Genomic DNA, 24,052 nt, shown 5'->3' with positions numbered 1-24,052 from the left:
TCTACTTTTGATTTTTTGGAATTAGTGCGTTTTTGATAATTTCTAATGCATCCTGAGCTTTTTCTGGACGCGGTAATTGTATCATAAACACATTATCTTTTCCATAATTTGATTTGGGTGAAGATAGTGCAAACATAGATGTTTTTGATAGAGTTACAAAAAAGTCAAGATGTGTTTTTGCATTAATCAAAAACTTTTCAACAATGTTTCCTTTTGAGAATGTCAATACAACTTCAACGAAAACATTTCCTAATCCATCTTGTAATATGTTAAGATCAGTGTTAATAGACAAAGACTGTCCTGCAACCTTGGCGAGCATATCATCATATTTTTTTTCTTCAATAATTATACAAGATGTTTCTTTACCGTCAAAATCAAAAGTAGTGATTCCATCGTGTGCTTGTTCCATTAGTTTTTTTAATTCATCAGACATCTTTCTTTTCCTCTACTTTAGGTACTATTTTATCTCCAGCTTTTACTAAAAAGGGGGAAATAAAAGCAGTGATGATAGAAATAATACCAATTAACGGGAATAAGAAAGCACTAACTGCCCCTATATCGACTCCAACCTTTACAATCACAATTGAAAATTCACCCCTTGGAGCAGCTAACGTAAATGCAGAACGAATTGCTTTACCACGTCTTTGTTGAAAGATAATATTTCCAACCAAATTCCCACCAAACTTCATTCCTGTTGCAACTGCTATCAAGGCAATTGCAATGAAAATATAGTTTTCAAGTTCAGATACATCCATCAAGGCACCAACGGAAATAAAGAAAATTGCCACAAACATGTCTTTTATTGGACTGGCAAGTAATTTTGCTACTTCGGCAGATTTTGATTCAGCTACTAGCACACCTGCCAAAAATGCCCCTATGGCAACAGATAATCCAACAATGTTTGCTAGTAGTGCATATCCAAAACATACACCTAAAACACTGAGCAGTAAAATCTCACGATGCTCAGCTGCTGCAACTTTATCAATTAATGGCGGAATTACTCTAGTTCCAATGGTAAATGTTCCAACTATTAGACCAGCAGCAACCAGTGCAATGATAATAACTGATTCAATAGAGATGGTTCCAACTAAAGCAATTGACTGTAAAGATGAAATTAGAATAACGGCAATAATATCCTCTACAATCAAAATTCCCAAAACAAGAATAGAAGATTCGTTTCTGATCCTCCCCATCTCTTCTAAAATTTTGACAATTATTGCAGTACTGGAAATAGATAGTGCTGCTGAAATAAACAATGCATCTAAAAAGCCCAAACCCAATGTAGTTGCAGCATAAAATACCACACCTAAAGTAGAAAATAATCCCAAAGTTCCAACACCTACTGCGACTCTTCCAATACTTTTGATCTTTGCATATGGAAATTCAATTCCAATTACAAAAAGAAGTAAAATTACACCAATCTCAGCAAAAAGATTCAATGCTGAAATGTTAGATAGTATTCCCACACCACCCAAAGAATCAGTAGAAGGACCACCCTCAGGTAGCACCCATGACCAAAACGGGGAGAGAGGACCAATAAGCATTCCAGCAAAAAGATATCCAATTATTAGCGGTTGGCGGATTTTAAAAAAAGCTAGGGTAACTACGGCACCAATTATCATGATAAATGCTAAATCAGTGACAAATGATGCATGCGGAAGTTCAGGAGTGATTTGTTCAATTAAACTATTTACAGTTGTGTTAAGTGAGCTATGAATTTCACTAGTATCTAACTGAAGTGAAATGTTTTGCATGTATTCAATTAACAAATTTCTTTAAAAATGATTTCTGATAGAATTTGAAATTAAAATAAACAAATGACAAATATCTGAGAATAGCCTCAATAGGCATAATCTTTAACCTCTTTATGATCATTTATCATAATGATTTTGCAGAGTGATGATTAGGTCATCTGAATATTATGTGGAGAAACGACCTGGGGTATCTGACTGCAACATTGGTTACGTCATAATCACCTGAGTATTAATAGTACGGTACTATACCGTACTATATGATTCAATGTGAATATTGTACAAGAGGGTTTATCGAAACAGCAAATGGATTGGCTGAGAAGACCTTTCATGAGTTACTACACGAACCAACTGTTGTAAACAAGTAACTCATTACATTTTTTATTTTAGACCCAACTTTTTTATCATCATTTTTTAATTGATTGTATATGGCTGCTAAAACCACAACAAAAAAGGCATCAACAACACCAAAAAAAGCTGTCAAAAAAGTTTCGAAAGAACCAACACCATCAGCATTATTAAAGAAAGTGGCATCGGTTTCAGATTCGAATAAGGCATTACAAAAAGAGATCAAAGTAATGTCAAAAATTTTTGGAGAAAATCAAAAAGTACTATTGTCAATGAAAGGTATGATTGATACACTTTCATCAACACTAGAATATATTCAAAAGCAATCAAAACAAATCAACATTATAGAAGATGATACTCAAAAACTATATGCAGGATTAAATCAAGTTAGAACTCAAACAAATCTTGTAAGTAAAATAAATGAGCAAACTACAAAACTACAAGATGAAATAAATAAAATTTCTGAGATTCAAAAAACAACAAAGCCTCAAGAATTATCTCAGCAAGTACAAGATAGTATGAATTCAATTAAGAATAATTCTCAAATGATTATAAAAATTGCACAAAGAATTGATGAAGTGAGAGATGACATGAGAAAAGTTTCTGGGAAAACAGATTCATTTTTAGAAATTAGTTCTGAGATGAATAAGTTAAAAAATAATCTAGAGGAAATTTCAGATAAAACTGCAAAACTTGATACTGGAAATCAAATCATACAAAGCCTCAAGCAAGAATTTGAAAGAATTGCAGAAAGTGCAATCTCAACAACAGATCTTAATGCAGAATTAGAAGCAATCAAAGTTACAATTGATTCAATCTCTTCAAAAGCATCAAAAATTGATTCACTTGGAGGAGTAATTGATGGGCTAAAACAGCAATTTGATACAATCTCTGAAAATGCAAAATCTGCTGAAAACCTTAGTGTGCAGACTATGAGGGATTTGGGAGGAAAAATAGATAAAATCGAGACTGAGATTGGAGGATTATCACATAGAGCAGATTCAACAGCATTTGTTGGTGAGGGTCTCAAATCAGTCCAAGAGGACATTTCAAATTTCAAACAGAATGTCTTTGATAAAACAAATAGTATTGAACAAAAAATAGCCTCAGCATCAGACATTCTAAAAAGACAAGATGCATCAACTGCAGAATTTCATAAAAAATCAGAAAAATTATTTGAAGAAATACAGTCAATTAAAAATGTCACAAACAAGGCCACAAGTGATTCATCTAAAGAAATGATGGCATTGCTAAAACTTTCAGAATATCAATCAAATGTTAGAATGAATTCTGAATCAAAATATGGTGAATTAAAAGACATTGAAAACATGGCAGCACAAACGGCAGACATTGTGAATCTATTTGATAAGATTTCCATAGAAGCAGGTGAAAAGATTCCACTCCCGCAAGAAGTAAGACAATGGGCAGTAAGTAAAATGCTTGATTGTGCAGATAGATGGGAAGTTAGATTCAGTGATGTATATTCAATTTTAACTAATGCAATAGGCAGAGACATGTTAAAAGAAACAATTAGAATTCAACAAGTAAGAGACATTTATGGAATTAGAGCAGTCGATGAACTAAGAAAGGATCTAAACATTCCTTAAACTCCAGACTCATCAATTTCTTTGAATTGTTGTTTCTTTTTCTTTAATGCAGCAAAGATTCCCAATATTGCTGCAATCCAAATTGTACTAAACATAATATTTGCAACACTAACGTACATGTATGGTGTTGCATCCATAATATTGGTTTTCAAGGATATTGCTCTATCGTTGATATCTAGCATTCCTGTATGATATGCAGAACTATCCTTTGGGACAGTTGAAATTTTTTCAATACTTGCAACTAATGTATTTACATCATTTTGTATTCTAAGCAAGTTTGTAGATTCTGTAGCAAATATCCAAACAGGGTTTTTAGAAATTACTTCGCCATTTACATCAGTTTTTTCAGGTACTTTTTCCATAACTAGGGCTAAATCTTCTTGAATAGCAGTTAGATGATTCTTGATTGCAACAGGATCAGATGACCCGACAATACCATCAAGATGACCTCTAATTCTATCTAGAGGATAGATGTCAGTATTATATCCATAAATCGCCATAAATCCTCCAAAAATAATAATTCCTACAATTCCAATCATAGAAAGTTTGTAAACAGTGTTTGCCATTTTTTCCTTCTTAGTTTTTGGTCGTGGTTTACTTGATTTATTTCTTTTAAATCGCGTATGAGACAAGCTCATGTATGCAATATAGAAAAATCCTGTTGCCTGTAACCCAATAATAGGGACAAAGATAGGATTATTGGAAAAAACAGCGATGAATATTCCCAATATACCATATACTCCAAAAAAGATCTCAAGTAACGTAACTTGTGAGAAAGGTAAATTGTATGCATTATCTTTCCAATCATCTTTTGTTTTTAGCATCCCATATTTTGGAGTTCTAAGAAATTCATTTTTCTTTCCAACAACTGCATCAAATACTGCAACTGTATTATTTACAGACATTCCAGCATTGTAAATTAATAGTGCTGGCAGTATCTTAGATTTAGACTTCCAAGATTTTTTATACATACCTTGCATGATCATAATATAAGCACCAGGTCCCATTGCAAGATATGTTGCAATAGTAATTGCAGGCAAAAAACTAATCACATAAAGATTAACTTGTCCTGCAAGTAAAATTGGTAAAGCCAAAAATTGTATCAACATTAATGGGTAAACTATATGACGAGTCAATTGAATAAATGCCTGAATTTTAGCTTCAACTGCAACTTTACGTTTTAGTGCAATATCAGAAAGTAATTTGATTGCACACTGAATGGAGCCTTTTGCCCAACGGAATTGTTGTCTTTTTGCAGCATTCATCTGTACAGGAAGCTCTGCATCAACTACAATGTCAGGAAGAAACAGACACTTCCAGCCTTTCATTTGTGCCCGATAACTAAGATCAAGATCTTCAACTAGTGTTGCAGTATGCCACCCTCCTGCATCTTCGATGCAATCACATCTCCAGATTCCTGCAGTACCATTAAAATTCATAAATAAATGAGAATTGCTTTTAGCTTTTTGTTCTATTAGAAAATGAAAATCAAGACTAAGTGCTTGTGCTTGAGTTATTGCTGAATAGTTTTCATTTACATGTCCCCATCTACATTGAACTAGGCCAATCTTTGAATTTGTAAAGTGAGGTATTGCACGTTTAAGAAACCATGTTGGCGGAATAAAATCAGCATCAAAAATTGCAACAAGTTCTGTGTCAGTTGATTTCATTGCATGTTTTAGTGCACCGGCCTTGTAACCACTTCTAGTTTCACGTCGTATATGCTCTATTTGAAATCCCTGATTTTTGTAATCATCAACTGCATCTGCAAGTAAATCAACTGTGTCATCATCTGAATCATCCAATACCATAATTCTCATTTTGTCTTTTGGGTAATCCAAATTGCAAACTGCATCTACCAATCTTTTTGCAACATATTTTTCATTGTATATTGGGAGTTGGATAGTGATTGTCGGATCACCCCAATCAGTTGTTGTTAGAATCTCATTTCTTTTTCTTGAAAGAAATGCGAGATAGTAAAAATTACAGGTATACGCAGTAATAATAATAGCAGATAAGATGAAAAGATCAAAAACAAACGCTGTGAAAGGATTGATTGCCATATCCCTAATCTCTCAAAATGACTAGTCGCTATTTATAGTTGCAATAATAGATTATTTCTGCTCAAAGATCTTGATTGCCTGTGGTGGGCACACACCCTCACATGCAAGACAAAAGATACAGTCAGGTTCTTTTGACATTAGGGGTTTTTTGTCAGATGCAGGATTTCCAGGAGTGTCAAACCACTCATAGACTCCTACGGGACATGCTTCAATACAACCACCATCTGCAATACAAATATCATAATCTACTGAAACAAACTCTCCCCAAACACCCATGATTCCGTTGCTTGTACCTTTTCGTCCCCAAGTCTTGATGGTATGTTCTGGTGCTTCATATGCAGCAGATGGTTTTATTTTTGCTTTAAATTCCACATCAATAGGACCTGGTTTTGCACCATCTGGAATTTCAATATCACCTTCATCTTCTTCAACATCATCATCTTTTGCTTCAACTGGTTTTGGTTTTGCACCAAGAACAATTTTTGCTAAGGGGGTCAATTCTTCTAGTTTTTGGATTGCAGCAACTTCAGAAATCTTTTCAGTCTTTGCAAAATGAGATACCATCTTGTCGGCCAAAATAGTATTTCGTAAAATAGTATCAATTACCATTTTTGCAAAATGGTCTGCTTTCTTTCTATAGTCCTTGACCCAATTTGGATCACCGAATTTTTCAATTGGAAATATTTGATAAATAATATCAACAACTTCGCCAGTAACAATTTCCACAGTTACTGAAAGATCAACTTCTTCGTATCCTTTAGCATCAACATCATCCATGTTTTGCTCCTTCCAACGATATGTAGCGTAAATCCTATCTGCATACATGTCCATTTCAAATGCTTTTTTGAGACCATCATGTACGGATTTCAGTTCCACTGGTTCTTCTAATTTAATTGGTAATCGGTATAATCCAAGTTTGTATCCATGTAAAGGATAAACTCCACGCTTTGCTGTTGGGGCCTCCATGGTGTAAACTCGATCTTTTAAAAGTAAAGACATCTAATCTTGATAATTTGATTTTAGTTAAAAAGGTTATCAGTCATCGTCTGGACACGTTAACTCTCTGAGTTCGGTGTATTTTTTTTCCATGGCTTCAGCATGCTCTAAAACTTTGGATTGATCGTGTGAATCCTTTGGAAAGTACCATCTAATTACAACCCAATGGCCAATCCCATCCATATCATGGATCATTCCCTTGTCGGCTTTGACGTTTAATTTCTCATCAATTGAAGTCTCCTTAATGGTGAGACCTCTTTTTGTTTTATCCTCTAAAATGAAATTAGTGATACCATCCTTGATAAAATAGAAACTGCCTTTCTCAAGAATCGGAAGGTCTAATAGCAATTTATTTTTCCACAGGATTTCCTATCATGTTACCCCATTCAGTCCAAGAACCATCATAGTTTCGAACCTTGGGATAACCAAGTAGGTATTTTAGAACAAACCAGCTATGAGAAGATCTTTCGCCAATTCTACAATAACAAATCACATCTTTATCAGGAGTGACACCTTTTGGTTCATAGTTCTGTCTTAGTTCTTCAATTGTTTTGAAAGTTCCATCAGCATCATTTACTGCAGTTGCCCATGGAATATTGTTTGCACCTGGAATATGTCCGCCCCTTTGTGCATGTTCCATTGGATATTCTGGAGGAGCTGTAATTTGACCAGTAAATTCTGCAGGTGATCTGACATCAACCATTACAGTATCTTCTTTGTCTAATGCACGACTTACATCAAATAGATAAGCTCGGAGCCCTTCATCTGGAGGTTGTGCAATGTATTTTGTTGGTGGCAATTGTGGTTCATCAGTAGTATAATCTTTATTTTCTAACTCCCATTTCTTTCTACCACCATTCATAATTTTGATATTCTCATGGCCATAAATTTTGAAAACCCAAAAAACAAATGCTGCAAACCAGTTGTTAAAATCACCGTAAAGAATTACTTCAGTATCAGCTGTAATTCCATTTTTAGCCATTAAAGCCTCAAACTGTTTTTTGCCGATTATATCTCTTGTAACTGGATCATTAATGTCACGTTTCCACCAAATCAGAGTTGCGCCATTTATGTGACCTTTTTGATATCCATTGACAGGATCATAATCAACTTCTACTAATTTTCTATTTTCGTTTGGAGGGTTTTGTGATACCCATTCAGTATCAACTAAAACTTCAGGATGTGCGTAACTCATGATATTTTTGCCATTGTTTTCATACTTATTTGTTTTTTTCCAAAAATCCTCAAAAATATCATTTTTAAGTACAATGGAATTCAGTAGAACTGCTTGAAGCTTCAAAAAGTTGCAGTGGTAAGTAAAGTAGGTTCAAAAGATTCAGAAAAGGCTGCAAAGGATGTCGTAAAAAAGTTTTTGGCAAAAAACTCTACAGTATATACAATTTCTCCAATCGAGGTCGAAGGGGCAATAGAGATTGAAGATTTATCAGAATTAAAAAAAATAAAACTAGACCTAGTAATTACCCTTGGGGGCGATGGTACAACACTCAGAGTTTTTAGAAATCTCCAAAATGAGACACCAATTTTGACTATAAACGTAGGGGGTAACAGAGGTATTTTAGCTGAAATCACAATTGAAGAAATAGATGATGCGATAAATCAAATTTTAAAAGATAATTTCTTTTTAGATAAACGAATTAGAGTAGTGGCATCATGTGGGGGAGTAGAATTCCCACCTGCATTAAATGAAATATACATCAGTAGAGTGAACTTGACTAAAACTGCACAGATTGAAATCAAATTTCAAAATGATACAGTAACACAAAAAATGGATGGCGTAATCATTGCAACACCTAGTGGATCAACAGGTCATTCATTTTCATTAGGAGGTCCAATTTTACATGAAAGTTTGAATGTTTTAATAATCACACCTGTCGCACCAGTATACAGATTAGCATCAATTGTAGTGCCAGATGAGAAAATTGAAATAAGTTGTTCGCATGATTGCAACATTGCAATGGATGCACAAGTGATCAAAACTGCAGGTTATGAAGAACCAATCATTATCAAAAAATACAACAAACCGGCAGTCTTTGTTAGATTAAAAAAACGGGGGCTAAGGCAAATGAGTAAACTTGGATTTTAGAATTTTAGACGCTAGTGCATTTTATGCAGGGGTTCCATTTGGATCAGCAGATGATTGTTACACAACTTCTCTAGTATATGATGAAATAAAACATATTAAAAAAAATCAAGATGCACTTGGAACTTTACTTGAAACAAATAGATTAAAAATTCGAGAGCCTGACAAGGAATCAACGGTAGCAGCTGTAAAAGCTGCAAGGGATACTGGAGACTATCAGCAACTATCAAAACAAGATGTATCGATAATTGCATTGTGTATTGAACTAAATGGAGAGATAATTAGCGACGATTTTGCAATTTCAAATGTTGCAAGAAATATAGGTTTGAAAATATCGCCAATAATGACTCAAGGCATTACTGATGTTGGAAAATGGGTTCATTATTGTCCTGGATGTAGAACAAACCATCAATCAGGGAGCGAATGTCCAATGTGCGGAACTCCATTAAAGAGAAAATTACTCAAGGGGTAATTTTTTTCCATTCCATTCTGCAAATGAACCATCATAGAGTTTTATGTTTTCAAATCCTGCAATTTTGAGTTGTAAAAATAGATTTGATGCCCGGTGTCCATGCATGCAATAACAAACTATCTCTTTGTCTTTTGAGACATTATTTTGTAAAAATAAATCATCAAGAAATTCTTTGGTGCGAAATAAATTTCCATCATAGCCAATACCTTCAGTAAATGGAATAAGTTTTGAGTTGGGCAGATGCCCACCCATAAATTCTTGAGGACTTCGTGCATCTAAAATTTCAAAACTAGTCAAATGATCTTTTAGAAAGTCAGATTCTATTCGAATTTTGTCATTTATTGTTGGAGTAAATTTTGTAGATTTTGGAATTGTTGTTTGGCGCTTTAATTCAAATCCATGTTTTTGTAAATCAGATGAATTTGAATTTAGAAGGTATGTTTTTTCATGTCCATAATATAAAAATGTCCAAACAATTCTTGCAACAGATGGATCCATAGCATCTCCAATTAATATGACAGTTTTTGTTTCATCAATTCCCATATTGCTAAAGAGTTCAATGATTTTTTCTTGTTCAATTACCAAATTAGAGCCAAATTCATCAAATCGAATTACCTGTTCTATTGAAAGAGATTGAGCATTTGAAAGATGCCCATAAAGAAACATTGTTTTTGGACGGGTATCTATAATCACAACTTCAGGATCAAATTGATGTTCTTTGAGCCAATCAACTGTTACTAACATGATAATTCATCTTTTCTAAATTATTAATTTGTATCATTCATCATGTAAAGTTTTTTGGTTAGATTTTTTCAGATGTTTACTTTTTGAATCAAGAACGGTTTTTATTTTCTTTGCTCGTGCTTCCCCTAATCCTTCAACTTTTGCCAAATCAGCAGTTGTCGCAGTAAAAACTTTCAGTGGAGTTCCAAACTTCTCAAGCATTCTAACTGCAAATTTTTCTCCAATTCCAGGTAAACTGCAAAGTGATGATAATTGTTGCCGTTCTAGATCAGATGATTTTTTTATTTTTTTCAGATAGGGTCCTTTGTGGGATTCTTTTCTAGAACACATCGATACCAATAATTTAGCAGTGTGTGCAGCACTCGGAGTAGGAATAACTGGAATTTTAAAATCAAGAACTACTGTAGAAATTGCACCATAGAAAATCAAAGGATTTTCAGTAATTTCTTCAATCTCATCTACATTTCCCTCCATGAGAACAATAGGATTCTCAAAATGTTCCTTTAATCTTGAACATTGATCAAAAAGTCTTCCATCAAATACAGAAGCCATTAGATCACGAATGCTTTTTCGTTCAATAATTGTTTCAGGAGCAACAATGTAATCACCAATAGGAAGTGTTTTCATCTCAAGATTCATTCCAACGGATTTTAAGAGTTCAGGAATTCCACTTTTACGTTCCCTCTCATCCACAATAATTCGAAGATTCTCTAATTTCACAAATAGTATTTGGAATGAATTGTTAATATCTTATGTGAAATGGTATGGAAGATTATTTTCTAGGATTATCTTCTGTTGGTGGTGCGGGATTTTCTGAACCCCCTTTCATCATTTCGGTAATTTTTGTTTCTTGTTCTTTAAGAGATTCTTTAAGACGTTCTTCTTGTTTATCAAGTACAGTTACACGTGTTTTTGCCATTTCTGCTTTCTCTTCTAATTCATCAATTAGTTGTTGTTTGGTTGATTTTATCAAAACAGTTCCAGCTTGTTTAAAGACGGCATCACTATCTGTAACTTTTTTCAATTCATCTAATGCCTTTGCTGTTTCTGCTTTTTCCATCTCAAGATGTTGTTTTTGTGTCATAACTGCTTGAAGATTCTGTTGAGATTGTTGCAGTTTCATAATTTGCTCTTGAAGCCACGGAGGCATTTGTGGTGATGACATAACTAATCAAAAATTTTGTTTCATTATATCTTTACCGATTCAATTGAATCATAACTTGCCTGGATTAGTCTAAGAGTCGAATTAAGATTTGCTCGGAGATGAGTTAGTTGTGGGGATTCAGATGTAATCTCAATTTTTCCATTAAACAGTATCTTGGTTTTTACAGGATTTTCAGGATAAAATTCGTTATCAGTATTTACAGAATCATAAATTGCCTTACTCTTGTCTTTTGCATCAACTATGATTTTTGCACTAAAGTTTAATGTCATATGCAGTTCCGGCTACTTTATAGCTGCATTTTTTGCAAGACCAGATACCAACAGCATCCCTACCAAAAGTTTTTGAGCCACATTCAGGACAGGTTCTTTTTTCTTTGAGTTGGAGATGGATTTTTGTATATTGTTTTCTAAGCTTAATTCCGTAACGAGCTCCCAATCCTTTAAGTGATTTTTTTGCTTTTGCCATTTTATTGACCTGCCGTTTGGGCTTGTTTTAATTTTTCTCTTATTTTTGCACCTACTCTAACTGAAATTTCACCACATTGGTTAATTTCTTCTTGTGTGAATCCATCAAATCCACCTTTTTGTAATGCACAGATATTTCCATCGCCATCAGTAGTAATTGTAATTCTAGCATCCATACTTTCCCATTCATCGCCATTTGGATCAACAATAATGTGGTTTCCTATTTTTCCCATAGTTACAGATACTGGGATTGTAGTAATTGGTAAGGGAGTGTCTTCACCCTCTACAAGTGCAGGCATATCATTAACCCAATTCCATTTTGGAGTTTTTGAGGTAAGTAATGCAGCTACACTAGCATAAGAGCAAGCATCAAAGAGATTTCCATCATAATCAACTACAACATTGTCAGCAAAAACACCGATAACTGATTTGTCTTTCTCTATTACTAATTGCGAAACATCAACCATGTGACTTTCTCTAATTCCTCTATCAACAACTCTTGCTAATTCAATAACGTGTGGTTGTGGAGGTCCAGTTTCTACAGTAGGATGTGAAAGTGGTAAAAGTTCAGCGGTACAAATGAAAAGACCTTTGTCACCAGTATCAGGAAAAGGTCTATCTGGTTGAATTTTTACTCCGCAAACTACTTCTGTATCACCAAGAAAAACTCTTGCAGAACCGTTTGCTTTTGGAATAGCATTTGTTTCAATTCTAATTTCTCTTGGTTCATCAAGAGATCTACCATCTACTCTTTTTCCTTGGTCAAGTAACTGAAGAATTTGGGATTTCTTTAGATCGTCAAGGACAGAGGTAGATGTCATTTTTAATCGGCTCCGTTTCCAAAGTATTTGTCTTGAAGTGCTTTCTTTTGAAGTTCATAAACAATTTTACATCCATCAACTCCAACTTTAACACATTTTTTGTATTCTTCAGGAGTAAGAACACCATCTAATTGTAATAATGTAATTTTTTCAAGACTGGGCATATAACCAATTGGCATATCTGCTTGACCTGCCTGATCTTCTTCATTGTTAACATCTAAAACTATAGTATCTGCAACTTTTCCTGCTGCACAAGCTGCAACCATATCTCTCATTGGAATTCCAGCATCGGCTAGTGCAACTGATGCTGCTGAAAGTGCAGCACAACGAGTTCCACCATCGGCTTGTAAAACTTCAATGAAAACATCAACTGCAGTTCTTGGGAATTTTTCTAGCATAACTGCAGGTTCTAATGCTTCTTTGATTACTTTGGAAATTTCAATCTCTCTTCTTGAAGGAGCAGGGTTTTTTCTTTCTCCAACAGAGAAAGGCTCCATATGATATCTAACTCTTAAAATCCCAGTATCAGTATTTGACATATGTTTTGGGTGAACATCTCTTGGGCCAAAAACACCAACTAGTATTTTATTATCACCAAATTCAATGTAAGCAGAGCCATCTGCATTTTTAAGTCCTCCAGCTTTAATCATTATTCGTCTTGGCTCATCTACTTTACGGCCATCACAACGTATACCATTCTCGTCCAATAGGACCATTGTTGCGTCTCTTCCGCCCATTATGATTCACCTTTTGATTCTAACATTTCTTTCACTTGATCAGTCAAATTAGCAACATGTGCTTTTTCATTAACCATTTCGATTGCCTTTTTAGCCTTTAATAATCCCTCGGGAGACTCGCATGAAACAACCACCCAGCCATTCTGACCAATTGTAATTGCAGCATCAGTTGCCATCTCGATCATCTGGATCATAGTGCCTCTTTTTCCAATTAGGCGTGGAACCTTGCTTGGAGAGATTTTTACCAAGTCTCCAGTATCAATTTTACCTAAATCTCTATCAGAAATTGTAACTAGTGGATCACGTGTTCTATCAAAATTTGCAATTCTTGCTGCAACCAAGTCACCGGACTTTAGTTTGGATGAAAGTTCATCGGCATGAGCAGAAAAGTCTCGTCCAAATACATCTTGGGCAGGTAGGAATCCAACATAGCATGAATTAATGTCAAGCTCCCATGAAAGAGAAGTATGAGAAATTACTTTACCTATAACTAAATCATTGATTTTTGGAATATATTTTCCGGTAAGTGGGATCACCTTAACTGAATCATCATAAATTTCAGAAATTCCAATAGTAGTTGAGATTATCTTATTTCCTTGAAGTTCTACATTTTGTTCAGGTCTAAATGGGCCTGTAGTTACTACATCGCCTGGAATAACGTATTTTCTTTTATTATCCATTATTTCATTACCTCAACTGTAGCAGAACCTTTGGTTATAGAGCCCAATCTATCAATCACGTTTGGCCTTGCTGCAGCGGGTATTTCAAGTATTGCTTTTAGTGAACCATTATTTTGCCATTCTTCTTTGGAAAGAGAACCTACTGATTTTAAAACTGCATAAGATTGAGATGCATATTGTGCAGGAATTGTAATTTCTAATTTAAGATTCTCAGATTTTAGAGCAATTATAGAACGCAGTTTTTCAACTAGATCTTTTACCTGTTCATCTACAGTTTTGTGAGGATCAATTGATACTCTACCATCTTTCATGGCCTGCTCGATTCTTAATGGGGGATGTGGAAGATGAGTCCTAGGATCGACATATGTTTTAGCAATAAAGGTTACAATCTGTTTTCGTTTCTCTTCAATCATTTTTTTTCTTTGATCAGTTGTGAGATTCAAATCTCCTTTCTTGAGAATTATCTCAGCAATTTCTGCTGAGTCTTCAGTTTTGAAAGCATGCTGTAATTTCTCAGCAGTGGGCCTGGTACCTTTACTAGCATCAGTATAAATTTCATCAGAGACTAAGATTGATGATATATCCTTTTTCTTACCTAACCGATAATCTAAAGCAGGATCTGGCTTTACCATAATTTCAAACTTTTCTCCCTCAAAGGAGTATCTAACCAAGGTATAATCTGCCATGTCTAAAACATCTACGATAATTTGGTATTTATCTATACGTAAAACTAGCTAGATTTTTATGTGGACTTTGAAGATTTTTTACAAGATTTGTCATCCTTAGAGGTAATTAGCAAAGATAATCAGAAAATAGCTGTAAAGCTAAAAGGAGTACCATTGCAATATGCAAATGCACTCAGACGTGTATGTCTTAATGGTGTACCAGTATTTGCTATTGATACGGTTGACATACTTGAAAATTCTTCGGTGCTACCGGATGAAGGGCTTGCTCACAGACTAGGATTAATTCCTTTAAAGACAGATTTGAGTAGATTTAATGAACCATCAAAATGTGATTGTAAAAGTGAAACCGGATGTACAAATTGTAGAGTAATGTTAGTTTTAGATTCTGGCGACTCGGACGTCACAAGAACCATCCTTTCAAATGAGTTATCTTCTGAGGATGAGTCAATAAAACCAGTTTCAGACAAAATCCCTATTGTCCAATTAGCTCCAGGTCAACGAATCAAAATTGAATGTTATGCAAGACTTGGACGTGGAACAGAACATGCAAAATGGAATTCTGCAAATATTTCTACAATTATTGACACGGATAAAGAAGATGAAAAAATTCTCACAGTAGAGTCAACAGGATCATTAAATCCTGAGCAAATTATTCTTGCAGGAGTAGATGAAGTTAGCAACAACTTAGGTCAATTCAAAGAAACGATTGACCAGATTCAAGAGTAAAATAAGCATAGACATTATATTTGGGTTTCAAGGCGGATTATTCACATGACTAATCAAGTAGTTATACGCATGGCAAAAGATCTTAAAAAAGCATCAGCTAAAAATGATGCTCCAATTTGGGCAAAATTAGCCGAATATGCATTAAAGCCATCCATAGCAAGAAGAGATCTAAACTTGAATAGAATCGGTCAATTAACAAAAGAAAATGATACAGTAGTATTTCCAGGAAAAGTTCTTGGAACAGGCATTGTTCCTCACAAAATTACATTATTCTCATTTGCAATTTCAAATTCTGCTGCAAGTAAAATCATAGAAAAAGGTGGAAAAATTATCAGTTATTCAGATTTGATTGAGCAAAACCCAACAGGAAAAGGAGTTGTACTACTTGGCTAATGGTAGAATAAACAAATCCACAAGAATGTCTAAACAAGAAACAGTTGTTAGAACAGACAGACCAATTGTTGTAGATGCAACAAATCACATTGCAGGAAGACTATCATCTTATGTTGCAAAATTACTCATTCAAGGAAACAGGGTTTCAGTTGTCAATTGTGAAAAAATTATGATGAGCGGCACAAGAGCAAACCAAATCAAAGAGTATAGAGAATTTTTAGAGATTAACAGTATTATCAATTACAAACATGGACCGGTCCACTATAGAAGGCCCGATACTTTGATTGCAAAAATGATTCGTCAAATGTTACCATTTGATAGAAAACCATCTGGAAAAGAATCATATCAAAGATTAAGAACATACATTGGCTCTCCAAAACAAATTAAATCACTTGAAAAAATTCAATTTGAGAAAGCAATAATTAAAAGAACTGCAGCAAACTATACAACATTGGGCGAATTATGCAGAGTGATTGGGTGGACTGAATGACAACTCCAAAAACTGAAATTTATTTTGCAACTAGAAAAAGAGCTAGTGCCCATGTGTACATTACTAAAGGAAAAGGCAAAGTAAGAATTAACAATGTTCCAGTAGAGATGATTCCTCAAGAGACTGCACGTGAAGTAATTTTAGGACCACTAGAAATTACGGGTGATTTGAGGGACAAAATTGATATTTCTGTTAGAGTTAGAGGCGGAGGTTTTATGGGTCAAGCCAGTGCAACTGCAACTGGAATTACCAGAGCACTAATTGGATGGACCAAGTCTAAGAAAGAACCAAAAGAACATCCACTTCCAAAATCTACTAGAGATGATCTTCGAAAACGAATCACTGAATTTGACAAATACCTAGTCAGTGGAGACGCCAGACAGAAAGAACCAAAGAAATTTGGCGGACCTGGTGCAAGAAGAAGAAAGCAAAAATCATACCGTTAGACTGTGAAGGCCATAATTTTAGCTGGCGGCAAAGGAACTAGAGGCAAGCCATACACCGAGTACTTTCCAAAGGCAATGACGCCAATTGATGGAAAACCACTAATTGATTTTGTTATAAAATATCTAAAAACATTTAGTTTCATAAAAGAAGTAATCATAATTTCTGATTTTACAGGGTTAGGAGGTCAGATCAAAAACTATTATGAGAATCAAAAAGGCATCACATTTGTTCAAGACTCACAAAGCGGTACAGGGGGAGATTTACTACACATTGAAAATAAACTCAAAGGTGAATCGGAATTTGTCTTGTGGTTTGTAGATAATTTGTGTGCCATAAATCTAAAAAAAATGTATGAGCAATTTATGGATAAAAAAAGTACGGCATGCATTGCAACAAGAACGAAAAGAAAAGAAGAAACAGGGTTTGCAGTAGTTGAAGATGGAATAATTAAAGAATTCAGAGAAAAACCATTAATGAAATTACAACTCTCAGAATGTCTAGGAATCTACATGTTAGGCTCTGATGTGATTAAAAGAATAAAGGCAAAGTCAAAACAAAAAGAGATCAATTTGTCATTTGATATTTTACAACAACTATCAAAGGAAGGAAAAATTAGCGCATATGACATTGGAGAAGCAGAATGGATTGATGCAGAATCCCCAATGGTTTTAGAGAGAAATGAGAAAACAGTAAAGAAGATTATAAAACAGATGGGATTTTAGAATTTTTTTCAAACTCTGTAATTTTGTCTTCGTATTGAAATGTTTGAGCAATATCATCTAATCCTTCTAAGAGGATTTTTTTCATGTGAGAATCAATCTCAAAATGAATTTCTTGAGTGGAAGTATTGATGGTTTGGTTTTCCAAATCAACACTGATTGGATCTGTTTCTTTTTGTAGAAGATCAACTGTTTTTTCATCAAGAGAAATTGGTAAAAGTCCATTTTTGAAGCAGTTGCTAAAGAAGATATCAGCAAAAGAGGGTGAAATAATCACTGAAAAACCATAGTCTTTTAGAGCCCAAACAGCATGCTCACGACTAGAACCGCACCCAAAATTATCTCCTGTAACTAGGATTTGAGAGCCATCATATTTTGAATCATTTAAGACAAAATCAGGTTTTTTGTTTTCTGCCTCATCATACCTCCAATTAAAGAACAAGAATTTTCCAAAGCCGGATTTTTGTACTAATTTTAGGAATTGTTTTGGAACAATTTGATCAGTATCCACATTTACTTTGTCTAGCGGAGTAATTATGCTTGAGATGTTTTTGAAGGGTTCCATTTTAATTCAAATCCAATTTCCTCACATCTATAAAGTGTCCATTTATTGCAGCAGCTGCTGCCATAACGGGACTAACCAAGTGAGTTCGCCCACCAGTTCCTTGTCTTCCTTCAAAGTTTCTGTTTGATGTACTCGCACATCTTTCACCAGGAGATAATATATCAGGATTCATTCCAAGACACATGCTACATCCTGCTTCTCTCCATTCAAAATTAGCATCAATGAAAATTTTATCAAGACCCATTTCTTCTGCTTGTTTTTTTACCATTTGAGAACCTGGAACCACCATTGCTCTAACGTCAGGTGAAATTTTTTGTCCCTTGATAACTTTTGATGCTTCAATAAGATCTTCTAATCTTGCATTGGTGCACGAACCAATAAACACTCTATCAATTTTAATATCTTCAATTGGAGTTCCCGGTCTGAGGCCCATATAATCAAGGGCTTTTTCTGCACCTTTCTTTTGATTAGGATCACCTTTTGCAAAATCATCAGGGGATGGAACTGATTCAGTTACATCACAAGTCATCCCAGGATTTGTTCCCCAACTTACTTGTGGTGCAATATCATCAATATGTAAAATAAATTGTTTCTCAAATGTTGCATCACTGTCAGTCTTTAGATGTTCACGCCATTGTTCAACTAGAGATTCATAATTTTTTGGAGTGTATTTTCTACCTCTAAGATAATCAAATGTTTTCTCATCAGGTGCAATCAAACCTGCTCGTGCCCCTGCCTCAATGGACATATTGCAAATAGTCATTCTTTGTTCCATGGAAAGATCCTCTATTCCCTCTCCCCTATACTCAATTACTGTGCCTGTACCACCCCCAGTACCGATATTTTTGATAATTGAGAGAACAATATCTTTTGCAGTAACTGCACGAGGATTCTTTCTTTTTCCCTCTACTCTGATTTCAAAGGGTTTTGGTTTTTCTAGCCACATAGTTTGTGATGCCAAGACATGTTCAACATCACTTGTTCCAATACCTAATGCTAGTGCTCCAAATGCTCCATGAGTTGATGTATGGCTATCTCCACAAACTATTGTGGAGCCAGGTAAAGTGATTCCTAATTGAGGACCAATCACATGAACTATTCCTTGATTGGGGCTGTTAATATCAAATAAAGTGATTCCAAAATCTTTACAATTTTTTTCCAGAGTTTGAATTTGAATTGCAGATGTTTGATCCAAAATTGGAAGAGATCTATCATTTGTTGGGACATTATGATCCATAGTAGCTATAGTAAGATCTGGTCTTCGAACCTTTCTATTATTGAGTCTTAATCCATCAAAAGCTTGTGGAGATGTTACTTCGTGAACCAAATGTCTATCAATGTAGATTAAAGAAGGATTATTTGGTTTTTCAACTATGACGTGGGATTCCCAAATTTTTTCAAAAAGTGTTTTTCCCATTTTAATCCTGGTCTGGCTTGTACTTGAAGAGACCACCTGCAGCAATAATTTTTCCAATAATTTCTGAAAATGGTTTCATTTTGTATGTCTGGTTTTTTGTGAGATTTTTAATTTCATTTGCAGAAACATCAATGTCTATCTCATCTCCTTCGGAGATTCCATCATATGCATCTTGATCAATTTCAATGGGTAACAAAAATGCACCATCTACTGCATTTCTGTAAAAAATTCTTGCAAAGGATAATGCAAGTACAGCCTTTATTCCAGAATGAGACAAGGCAATCGGGGCATGTTCTCGACTTGAACCACAACCAAAATTTTTACCAGATAAAATAAAATCACCTTCTTTTACTTTGGAATGAAAATTAGGATCCAATCCTTCCATTGCATGTGTTGCAAGTTCTGCATAATCGTGCACTTTTAGATACTGGCCAGGAATAATTACATCAGTGTCGATGTTATCTTGTGCGTATTTTATGATGTTTCCTTTCATTTCAAATCCCTCGGATCAGTGATTTTGCCAGTAACGGCAGATGCTGCTGCAACTAGTGGAGAAGCAAGGTATGTTTGAGATTCAACATGCCCCATTCTTCCTGGGAAATTTCTATTAGTAGTACTGATGCAGATTTCATCTTTTGCCAAGACCCCCATGTGAGCACCACAGCATGCACCGCATGTTGGGGGCCCAACTGTGACACCAGCATCTAAGAATATTTTCAATAATCCATTTTCCATTGCACGTTTGTAAATTGAAATTGCTGCAGGCAAAATTTCTGTTCTAATCTTAACGGTCCTACCTTTGAGAATTTTTGCAGCAGCTTCCAAGTCTTCATATTTTGCACCAGTGCATGAACCAATGTATGATTTATCCAATTCAACATTAGGAGCTTCTCTTACAATTGAAATATTTTCAGGAGAGAATGGTTTTGCTACTGTGGGCTCCATCTCTGATGCTTCATATTCAAAGACTTTGGAATATTCTGCATTATCATCTCCTTTTACTAAATTAAAATTAGTGGCTCCACGGCTTGAGAGATAATCAACTACTTTTTGATCAGGCTCTACAATTCCATTTTTAGCACCAGCCTCTGTAGTCATATTACACATTGTTAATCTACTCTCAACTGACATTTCATCAATTCCAGTACCGCCAAACTGCATGGTTTTGTAAGCACCTCCATCAGTTCCAATATCACCGATAATTTTTAGAATCAAATCTTTTGCCATCACATGATCGGGCAGTTTTCCATTTAGCTTAAAGTACATAGTTTTAGGAACCTTAAACCAAATCTTTCCATTAAGTAAAACATATGCAACATCAGTATGTCCCAATCCACATGCAAATGCACCTAATGCACCTGTAGTGTTTGTATGTGAATCACCACCAACATAGACCTCACCGGGCAACACCATTGCCTCCTCATGAGAAATAGTGTGACAAATCCCGTACTGTCCCATACCATACTTGAAATGTTTTTCAATTCCATATTGTTTAGTAAATTTTGATAGTTTCACAATATTTTCAGCCGATACTTTTTCTGCTGAAGGCACAAAATGATCTTCTGCTACCCAAACCTTAGTTGGATCCCATAATTTATCAACTGAAATCCCTTGTTTCTTTAGTTTTTCAAATACCTTGATTACACCAGGTCCTGAGACATCATGAACCATGGCCTTGTCAACATTGGCAAAAATTACATCATCAGGCGCAACTGAAGACTTTCCGGATGCACGTGCAAGAATCTTCTCAACTATATTCATATTTCAAAAAGCCAGCTCTACAGATTAAAAGCTTTACAGAATCTCTAAGTTTCAGATCATTTAGTAAGTACATTCTGATTTACTAGAACTTGCTTTACAGATTCAAGATACTGTCGCCTAGTAGTAGGAATTGATCTCCATTTGGAAACCATTATTTCATCTAAAAGGTCGTAAACAACATTAATTTCTATGCCTGATTCTAGTTTTTCTTTTGCAATATTTGCTAATTCTTTAATTCGTAATTTTCTTCTCCAAGTTTGTACACAATCAGTCATGAATGTTTTTTGATTTAATGATCTAAAAGCATCACTATCAAATCATTACAAAAAAATTAAATTCAAATTTTAAAAATTATTTTATTTTGTATCTTAATATTGCCAAAACAGAATCATCAAGTTCTAATTTTTGGATGATTTTTTGGGAAGATGCAAATTCTATTTTACATGAAGTATTTTTTGCAATCTCTAACATCTTTAGAATTCTTTTAAATTGAGAATCAGTGTAGTAATTGGATGAAACGATTAGAGTACTTACTGCTCCAATTTCCAAAGCCTTGAAAATTACGTCATTTCTTTTTTCAGTAAGCCCTTGTTTGACTAGATTTTCATATGTTTCAATAATTTCTGCAACATATTTTTTTCTGTGCTGATAAAGATGATGAATTAGTTTCTTTTCAATTTCTTTGTTTGATGTAGAAAAAGACAAGTTTTCAACAAATCTGCATTTTTTTGCCAACTCTGAATTAAGTTCTCCATAAAATTCTGTTTTTGCAGAACCATTTCCACCTAACAGAATTAAATCTGAATTTGAATCCATCTCTCTGACTTTATTTGCAATTTTTTTAAAGAAAACATGAATTTTGGTTTGTCTTGCCCTAAGAAATCTACCTTGACTTTGTCCTCCCTTTCGGTGTCTCCCTTGCAAGTCAATTCTAAGTTTTGATTCTAAAACAATCTGGCTCCCATAAAATTTTTGTATTCTTGCAGATTTTTGATCTAGTGTAATGAGCAAAACATTATGATTGGTTTTTAGAATATCCTTGAATGGTTTGATAAACGGCTTTTTACTTGCCATGTAGATATATGGAAGTTTTTTTGAAGTTCCAATCACTTTGATGTGTACCTTGTTATTTTCTATCCATCCAAAAATACACAACGTTTTTGTTAATTTACCAGCAGAAACAGGATTTTCTTTGAGTTGGAATATTTTCTTTTCAATTTTTGCCTCAATTTTTTCAAATGACTCATTTCGTTTCGTTTCCTCAAGTAAAGATATGGTTTCAGGTCCCTTTCCATATGGGTAATACACTGAGATGCAAGGAGAGTTAATCTGCTTAATCTCATATAGAAATTGATTAATCGATAGCCATTCAAGAGGAGTTATTTCATCAGGATTTGGAATATTTTTCACAAGTGTGCTTTTTTTCTGTCATAAATAACTAATAGCATATTTGATTATCATTTTATCTTTCGAAAACATTGTTCATAACAATAAAAAAGAAACAGAGTTTTGGAAATACCATGGAATTGACAGTTTTACCACTTTTAGCTGAAAGAAAGCAAGAATCATTTGATATTTTTGAGGCATTACTTGAAACTTTGGAAAAAAACAATACAAAATTACAAGAAGGTGATGTTTTAGTAATTTCTACAAAATACATTTCAAACTCACAAGGAAGGATTATAGATCTTTCAAAAATCAAAATATCAGAAGAAGGATTAACGATTTCAAAAAAATATCAATTAAAACCTGAAATTGCAGAAATTATTATCAGAGAATCAGACAAAATCTTTGGCGGAATAGGAGGATTTGTGATTACATCAGCAGACAACATTATGGCACCAAATGCAGGCATTGACAAATCTAATGCAAAAAAAGGCAAAGCAATTCTTTATCCTCAAAATCCCTATCTCATATCAGAACAAATTCGCAGAAAGATTTTCTTAAAAATGTTAATTCATGTCGGAATAATTCTTGTAGATAGTAGATTAATGCCTGCAAGAATTGGAACTTCTGGCGTTGCAGTTGCTTGTGCAGGTATTGAGCCAGTTTTAGATATGAGAGCAAAAAAAGATTTAGATGGCAATCCACTAAAGGTTACATTTCAAGCAGTAGTTGATAACATTGCAACAATTGCCAATTACAAAATGGGTGAAGGCGGAGAATCAAAACCATTTGCAATAGTTAGAAACTCAGAAGCTAAACTTACTGATAGAAAGATCAGTCCTTCAGAGATGGCAATATCCCCAGATCAGTGCGTCTATGTTAGAGGGTTAGCAAATACACCATAACAATATGGGTTTTTTGGTTCTGCTTTAAATAGAGGTTTTCTGGTGGAAAAATAATGGAGTATCTTACGACATACCCAAAGACAGTTTCATTTCTTGATGGATTAAAACATAAAATTGATGTTGACAGTAAACATGGAGTTGAACAACTTCACGTAGTAGTAAAGAATAGTTTTGAAGAATTAATGAAAATCTTTACTGAAGAAGGATTTACCAAAGTAAAACTTGAACATAAACAACCAGGGCAAATCGGAAGTGGCCTAAATTTAAAATTAAAAAAACCATGGGAGATGCACATCAGAATGGTTGATCTGAAAAAAGGGTTAATCGGAATTCATGCCGAAGTTGAAGTATCAAGAGATTATCTTCAACATTTATTCTCACAGAGAACCCCAGTGGTTTACGAAGTAGAAGAGATTCTAAAAAAATATCATATAGAGTACAGTTTTTGGCATGATAAAATTAAAAAAAATGTCAATGCAATTGCAGATAATTATAAAGTCAAACTTGCAACACCAAGCATCCCAGTATTTGCATGGAAACCAATGTTATTTGTAATTGGAACTATTGCTGCATTTTATGGTTGGAAATATTTTAACACAATCTGGTAA

31 protein-coding genes are annotated in these 24,052 nt (G+C 34.4%); 10 read left to right on the top strand and 21 right to left on the bottom strand.

Features of this window, described 5'->3' with window-relative positions; translation table 11 throughout:
* Position 1: 1 nt before the first annotated feature.
* Positions 2–433, bottom strand: a complete 432-nt coding sequence (locus ACW9W3_RS08705; protein ID WP_457765752.1) for a hypothetical protein — start codon at positions 431–433, stop codon at positions 2–4.
* Positions 426–1,754: a cation:proton antiporter domain-containing protein gene (locus tag ACW9W3_RS08700; protein WP_457765751.1), complete on the bottom strand. Its 1,329-nt coding sequence runs from the start codon at positions 1,752–1,754 to the stop codon at positions 426–428. Before ACW9W3_RS08700 ends, ACW9W3_RS08705 begins: the two co-directional genes overlap by 8 nt.
* Positions 1,755–2,179: 425 nt before the next feature.
* Here ACW9W3_RS08700 and ACW9W3_RS08695 point away from each other — a divergent pair, with 425 nt between their 5' ends.
* Positions 2,180–3,706, top strand: coding sequence for a chemotaxis protein (locus ACW9W3_RS08695; RefSeq protein WP_457765750.1), 1,527 nt, complete (start codon positions 2,180–2,182; stop codon positions 3,704–3,706).
* On the opposite strand, the gene ACW9W3_RS08690 is transcribed toward ACW9W3_RS08695, so the two are convergent.
* Genes ACW9W3_RS08690 through ACW9W3_RS08675 form a run of 4 tightly spaced genes read right to left on the bottom strand, consistent with a single transcriptional unit; the run spans position 3,703 to position 7,960 of the window.
* A complete protein-coding gene (locus tag ACW9W3_RS08690; protein WP_457765749.1) occupies positions 3,703–5,769 on the bottom strand; it encodes a cellulose synthase family protein in 2,067 nt (688 codons plus the stop codon). The genes ACW9W3_RS08695 and ACW9W3_RS08690 overlap by 4 nt on opposite strands.
* 51 nt (positions 5,770–5,820) lie before the next feature.
* Positions 5,821–6,768, bottom strand: a complete 948-nt coding sequence (locus tag ACW9W3_RS08685; RefSeq protein WP_457765748.1) for a 4Fe-4S dicluster domain-containing protein — start codon at positions 6,766–6,768, stop codon at positions 5,821–5,823.
* Between the two features lie 36 nt (positions 6,769–6,804).
* Positions 6,805–7,113, bottom strand: a complete 309-nt coding sequence (locus ACW9W3_RS08680; RefSeq protein WP_457765747.1) for a hypothetical protein — start codon at positions 7,111–7,113, stop codon at positions 6,805–6,807.
* 1 nt (position 7,114) lies between these two features.
* Positions 7,115–7,960, bottom strand: coding sequence for a sulfurtransferase (locus ACW9W3_RS08675; protein ID WP_457765746.1), 846 nt, complete (start codon positions 7,958–7,960; stop codon positions 7,115–7,117).
* Positions 7,961–8,053: 93 nt separating this feature from the next.
* Between ACW9W3_RS08675 and ACW9W3_RS08670 the strand changes: the two genes are divergently transcribed.
* Both ACW9W3_RS08670 and ACW9W3_RS08665 read left to right on the top strand, forming a co-directional pair.
* Positions 8,054–8,869: an NAD(+)/NADH kinase gene (locus ACW9W3_RS08670; RefSeq protein ID WP_457765745.1), complete on the top strand. Its 816-nt coding sequence runs from the start codon at positions 8,054–8,056 to the stop codon at positions 8,867–8,869.
* Entirely contained in the window at positions 8,859–9,338 is a 480-nt protein-coding gene (locus ACW9W3_RS08665) for an NOB1 family endonuclease (RefSeq protein WP_457765744.1), read from the top strand. The genes ACW9W3_RS08670 and ACW9W3_RS08665 overlap by 11 nt, the downstream gene beginning before the upstream one ends.
* On the opposite strand, the gene ACW9W3_RS08660 is transcribed toward ACW9W3_RS08665, so the two are convergent.
* Genes ACW9W3_RS08660 through ACW9W3_RS08620 form a run of 9 tightly spaced genes read right to left on the bottom strand, consistent with a single transcriptional unit; the run spans position 9,324 to position 14,635 of the window.
* Positions 9,324–10,082 (bottom strand): sulfurtransferase, encoded by a 759-nt coding sequence (locus ACW9W3_RS08660; protein ID WP_457765743.1) that lies wholly within the window; start codon positions 10,080–10,082, stop codon positions 9,324–9,326. The two genes, ACW9W3_RS08665 and ACW9W3_RS08660, sit on opposite strands and share 15 nt — an antisense overlap.
* Positions 10,083–10,115: 33 nt before the next feature.
* Positions 10,116–10,802 carry an ERCC4 domain-containing protein gene (locus ACW9W3_RS08655; RefSeq protein ID WP_457765742.1) on the bottom strand — a complete coding sequence of 229 codons (687 nt, stop codon included), beginning with the start codon at positions 10,800–10,802 and terminating at the stop codon, positions 10,116–10,118.
* A 52-nt stretch (positions 10,803–10,854) separates the two neighbouring features.
* Positions 10,855–11,247, bottom strand: coding sequence for a prefoldin subunit beta (locus ACW9W3_RS08650; RefSeq protein ID WP_457765741.1), 393 nt, complete (start codon positions 11,245–11,247; stop codon positions 10,855–10,857).
* A gap of 23 nt (positions 11,248–11,270) precedes the next feature.
* Entirely contained in the window at positions 11,271–11,516 is a 246-nt protein-coding gene (locus tag ACW9W3_RS08645; protein ID WP_457765740.1) for a KEOPS complex subunit Pcc1, read from the bottom strand.
* Positions 11,500–11,712, bottom strand: a complete 213-nt coding sequence (locus ACW9W3_RS08640) for an eL43 family ribosomal protein (protein WP_048117285.1) — start codon at positions 11,710–11,712, stop codon at positions 11,500–11,502. The genes ACW9W3_RS08645 and ACW9W3_RS08640 overlap by 17 nt, the downstream gene beginning before the upstream one ends.
* A gap of 1 nt (position 11,713) precedes the next feature.
* Positions 11,714–12,532, bottom strand: a complete 819-nt coding sequence (rrp42, locus tag ACW9W3_RS08635; protein WP_457765739.1) for an exosome complex protein Rrp42 — start codon at positions 12,530–12,532, stop codon at positions 11,714–11,716.
* A gap of 2 nt (positions 12,533–12,534) precedes the next feature.
* Positions 12,535–13,269, bottom strand: coding sequence for an exosome complex exonuclease Rrp41 (gene rrp41, locus ACW9W3_RS08630; RefSeq protein WP_457765738.1), 735 nt, complete (start codon positions 13,267–13,269; stop codon positions 12,535–12,537).
* On the bottom strand, positions 13,269–13,949 hold the full coding sequence (gene rrp4 / locus ACW9W3_RS08625; protein ID WP_048117294.1) for an exosome complex RNA-binding protein Rrp4: 681 nt from the start codon (positions 13,947–13,949) through the stop codon (positions 13,269–13,271). Before rrp4 ends, rrp41 begins: the two co-directional genes overlap by 1 nt.
* Entirely contained in the window at positions 13,949–14,635 is a 687-nt protein-coding gene (locus ACW9W3_RS08620) for a ribosome assembly factor SBDS (protein ID WP_457765737.1), read from the bottom strand. Before ACW9W3_RS08620 ends, rrp4 begins: the two co-directional genes overlap by 1 nt.
* 87 nt (positions 14,636–14,722) lie before the next feature.
* Between ACW9W3_RS08620 and ACW9W3_RS08615 the strand changes: the two genes are divergently transcribed.
* From ACW9W3_RS08615 to ACW9W3_RS08595, 5 genes are read left to right on the top strand one after another with little or no spacing between them, the layout of a single operon-like run.
* Positions 14,723–15,361: a DNA-directed RNA polymerase subunit D gene (locus ACW9W3_RS08615; RefSeq protein WP_457765736.1), complete on the top strand. Its 639-nt coding sequence runs from the start codon at positions 14,723–14,725 to the stop codon at positions 15,359–15,361.
* A gap of 45 nt (positions 15,362–15,406) precedes the next feature.
* A complete protein-coding gene (locus tag ACW9W3_RS08610) occupies positions 15,407–15,754 on the top strand; it encodes a 50S ribosomal protein L18e (protein WP_082052001.1) in 348 nt (115 codons plus the stop codon).
* A gap of 25 nt (positions 15,755–15,779) precedes the next feature.
* Complete coding sequence (gene rplM / locus ACW9W3_RS08605) at positions 15,780–16,244, top strand: 50S ribosomal protein L13 (protein WP_457765771.1); 465 nt, start codon at positions 15,780–15,782, stop codon at positions 16,242–16,244.
* Positions 16,241–16,690 (top strand): 30S ribosomal protein S9, encoded by a 450-nt coding sequence (rpsI, locus tag ACW9W3_RS08600; protein ID WP_457765735.1) that lies wholly within the window; start codon positions 16,241–16,243, stop codon positions 16,688–16,690. Before rplM ends, rpsI begins: the two co-directional genes overlap by 4 nt.
* 3 nt (positions 16,691–16,693) lie before the next feature.
* A complete protein-coding gene (locus ACW9W3_RS08595; RefSeq protein WP_457765734.1) occupies positions 16,694–17,413 on the top strand; it encodes a nucleotidyltransferase family protein in 720 nt (239 codons plus the stop codon).
* Here the strand turns inward: ACW9W3_RS08595 and leuD are convergent.
* From leuD to ACW9W3_RS08565, 6 genes are all read right to left on the bottom strand, one after another.
* Complete coding sequence (gene leuD, locus ACW9W3_RS08590) at positions 17,391–17,975, bottom strand: 3-isopropylmalate dehydratase small subunit (RefSeq protein WP_457765733.1); 585 nt, start codon at positions 17,973–17,975, stop codon at positions 17,391–17,393. The two genes, ACW9W3_RS08595 and leuD, sit on opposite strands and share 23 nt — an antisense overlap.
* 1 nt (position 17,976) lies before the next feature.
* Complete coding sequence (gene leuC, locus ACW9W3_RS08585) at positions 17,977–19,392, bottom strand: 3-isopropylmalate dehydratase large subunit (RefSeq protein ID WP_457765732.1); 1,416 nt, start codon at positions 19,390–19,392, stop codon at positions 17,977–17,979.
* Between the two features lies 1 nt (position 19,393).
* Complete coding sequence (locus ACW9W3_RS08580; RefSeq protein WP_457765731.1) at positions 19,394–19,885, bottom strand: LeuD/DmdB family oxidoreductase small subunit; 492 nt, start codon at positions 19,883–19,885, stop codon at positions 19,394–19,396.
* A complete protein-coding gene (locus tag ACW9W3_RS08575) occupies positions 19,882–21,153 on the bottom strand; it encodes a 3-isopropylmalate dehydratase large subunit (RefSeq protein WP_457765730.1) in 1,272 nt (423 codons plus the stop codon). Before ACW9W3_RS08575 ends, ACW9W3_RS08580 begins: the two co-directional genes overlap by 4 nt.
* A gap of 56 nt (positions 21,154–21,209) precedes the next feature.
* Positions 21,210–21,428, bottom strand: coding sequence for a hypothetical protein (locus ACW9W3_RS08570; RefSeq protein WP_457765729.1), 219 nt, complete (start codon positions 21,426–21,428; stop codon positions 21,210–21,212).
* Positions 21,429–21,504: 76 nt separating this feature from the next.
* Positions 21,505–22,563 carry a baeRF10 domain-containing protein gene (locus ACW9W3_RS08565; RefSeq protein WP_457765728.1) on the bottom strand — a complete coding sequence of 353 codons (1,059 nt, stop codon included), beginning with the start codon at positions 22,561–22,563 and terminating at the stop codon, positions 21,505–21,507.
* Positions 22,564–22,673: 110 nt separating this feature from the next.
* Between ACW9W3_RS08565 and ACW9W3_RS08560 the strand changes: the two genes are divergently transcribed.
* Positions 22,674–23,444: a coenzyme F420-0:L-glutamate ligase gene (locus ACW9W3_RS08560; protein WP_457765727.1), complete on the top strand. Its 771-nt coding sequence runs from the start codon at positions 22,674–22,676 to the stop codon at positions 23,442–23,444.
* 53 nt (positions 23,445–23,497) lie between these two features.
* Positions 23,498–24,052, top strand: coding sequence for a hypothetical protein (locus ACW9W3_RS08555; protein WP_457765726.1), 555 nt, complete (start codon positions 23,498–23,500; stop codon positions 24,050–24,052).

The organism is Candidatus Nitrosopumilus sp. bin_68KS, assembly GCF_054095825.1.
Note: the sequence above shows the minus strand (reverse complement) of the source record. Positions and strands in the feature narration are given on the sequence as shown.

Coding starts and splice junctions, on each gene's coding strand:
- ACW9W3_RS08660 (WP_457765743.1), bottom strand. CDS start 10,082: ATGTTAGTAACAGTTGATTGGCTCAAAGAACATCAATTTGATCCTGAA.
- rrp41 (WP_457765738.1), bottom strand. CDS start 13,269: ATGGGCGGAAGAGACGCAACAATGGTCCTATTGGACGAGAATGGTATA.
- ACW9W3_RS08555 (WP_457765726.1), top strand. CDS start 23,498: ATGGAGTATCTTACGACATACCCAAAGACAGTTTCATTTCTTGATGGA.
- rrp4 (WP_048117294.1), bottom strand. CDS start 13,949: ATGGATAATAAAAGAAAATACGTTATTCCAGGCGATGTAGTAACTACA.
- ACW9W3_RS08695 (WP_457765750.1), top strand. CDS start 2,180: ATGGCTGCTAAAACCACAACAAAAAAGGCATCAACAACACCAAAAAAA.
- ACW9W3_RS08690 (WP_457765749.1), bottom strand. CDS start 5,769: ATGGCAATCAATCCTTTCACAGCGTTTGTTTTTGATCTTTTCATCTTA.
- ACW9W3_RS08620 (WP_457765737.1), bottom strand. CDS start 14,635: ATGGCAGATTATACCTTGGTTAGATACTCCTTTGAGGGAGAAAAGTTT.
- ACW9W3_RS08705 (WP_457765752.1), bottom strand. CDS start 433: ATGTCTGATGAATTAAAAAAACTAATGGAACAAGCACACGATGGAATC.
- ACW9W3_RS08560 (WP_457765727.1), top strand. CDS start 22,674: ATGGAATTGACAGTTTTACCACTTTTAGCTGAAAGAAAGCAAGAATCA.
- ACW9W3_RS08580 (WP_457765731.1), bottom strand. CDS start 19,885: ATGAAAGGAAACATCATAAAATACGCACAAGATAACATCGACACTGAT.
- leuD (WP_457765733.1), bottom strand. CDS start 17,975: ATGGAACCCTTCAAAAACATCTCAAGCATAATTACTCCGCTAGACAAA.
- ACW9W3_RS08650 (WP_457765741.1), bottom strand. CDS start 11,247: ATGTCATCACCACAAATGCCTCCGTGGCTTCAAGAGCAAATTATGAAA.
- ACW9W3_RS08685 (WP_457765748.1), bottom strand. CDS start 6,768: ATGTCTTTACTTTTAAAAGATCGAGTTTACACCATGGAGGCCCCAACA.
- ACW9W3_RS08700 (WP_457765751.1), bottom strand. CDS start 1,754: ATGCAAAACATTTCACTTCAGTTAGATACTAGTGAAATTCATAGCTCA.
- ACW9W3_RS08570 (WP_457765729.1), bottom strand. CDS start 21,428: ATGACTGATTGTGTACAAACTTGGAGAAGAAAATTACGAATTAAAGAA.
- leuC (WP_457765732.1), bottom strand. CDS start 19,392: ATGGGAAAAACACTTTTTGAAAAAATTTGGGAATCCCACGTCATAGTT.
- rplM (WP_457765771.1), top strand. CDS start 15,780: ATGTCTAAACAAGAAACAGTTGTTAGAACAGACAGACCAATTGTTGTA.
- ACW9W3_RS08640 (WP_048117285.1), bottom strand. CDS start 11,712: ATGGCAAAAGCAAAAAAATCACTTAAAGGATTGGGAGCTCGTTACGGA.
- ACW9W3_RS08645 (WP_457765740.1), bottom strand. CDS start 11,516: ATGACATTAAACTTTAGTGCAAAAATCATAGTTGATGCAAAAGACAAG.
- ACW9W3_RS08610 (WP_082052001.1), top strand. CDS start 15,407: ATGACTAATCAAGTAGTTATACGCATGGCAAAAGATCTTAAAAAAGCA.
- rrp42 (WP_457765739.1), bottom strand. CDS start 12,532: ATGACATCTACCTCTGTCCTTGACGATCTAAAGAAATCCCAAATTCTT.
- ACW9W3_RS08675 (WP_457765746.1), bottom strand. CDS start 7,960: ATGAGTTACGCACATCCTGAAGTTTTAGTTGATACTGAATGGGTATCA.
- rpsI (WP_457765735.1), top strand. CDS start 16,241: ATGACAACTCCAAAAACTGAAATTTATTTTGCAACTAGAAAAAGAGCT.
- ACW9W3_RS08575 (WP_457765730.1), bottom strand. CDS start 21,153: ATGAATATAGTTGAGAAGATTCTTGCACGTGCATCCGGAAAGTCTTCA.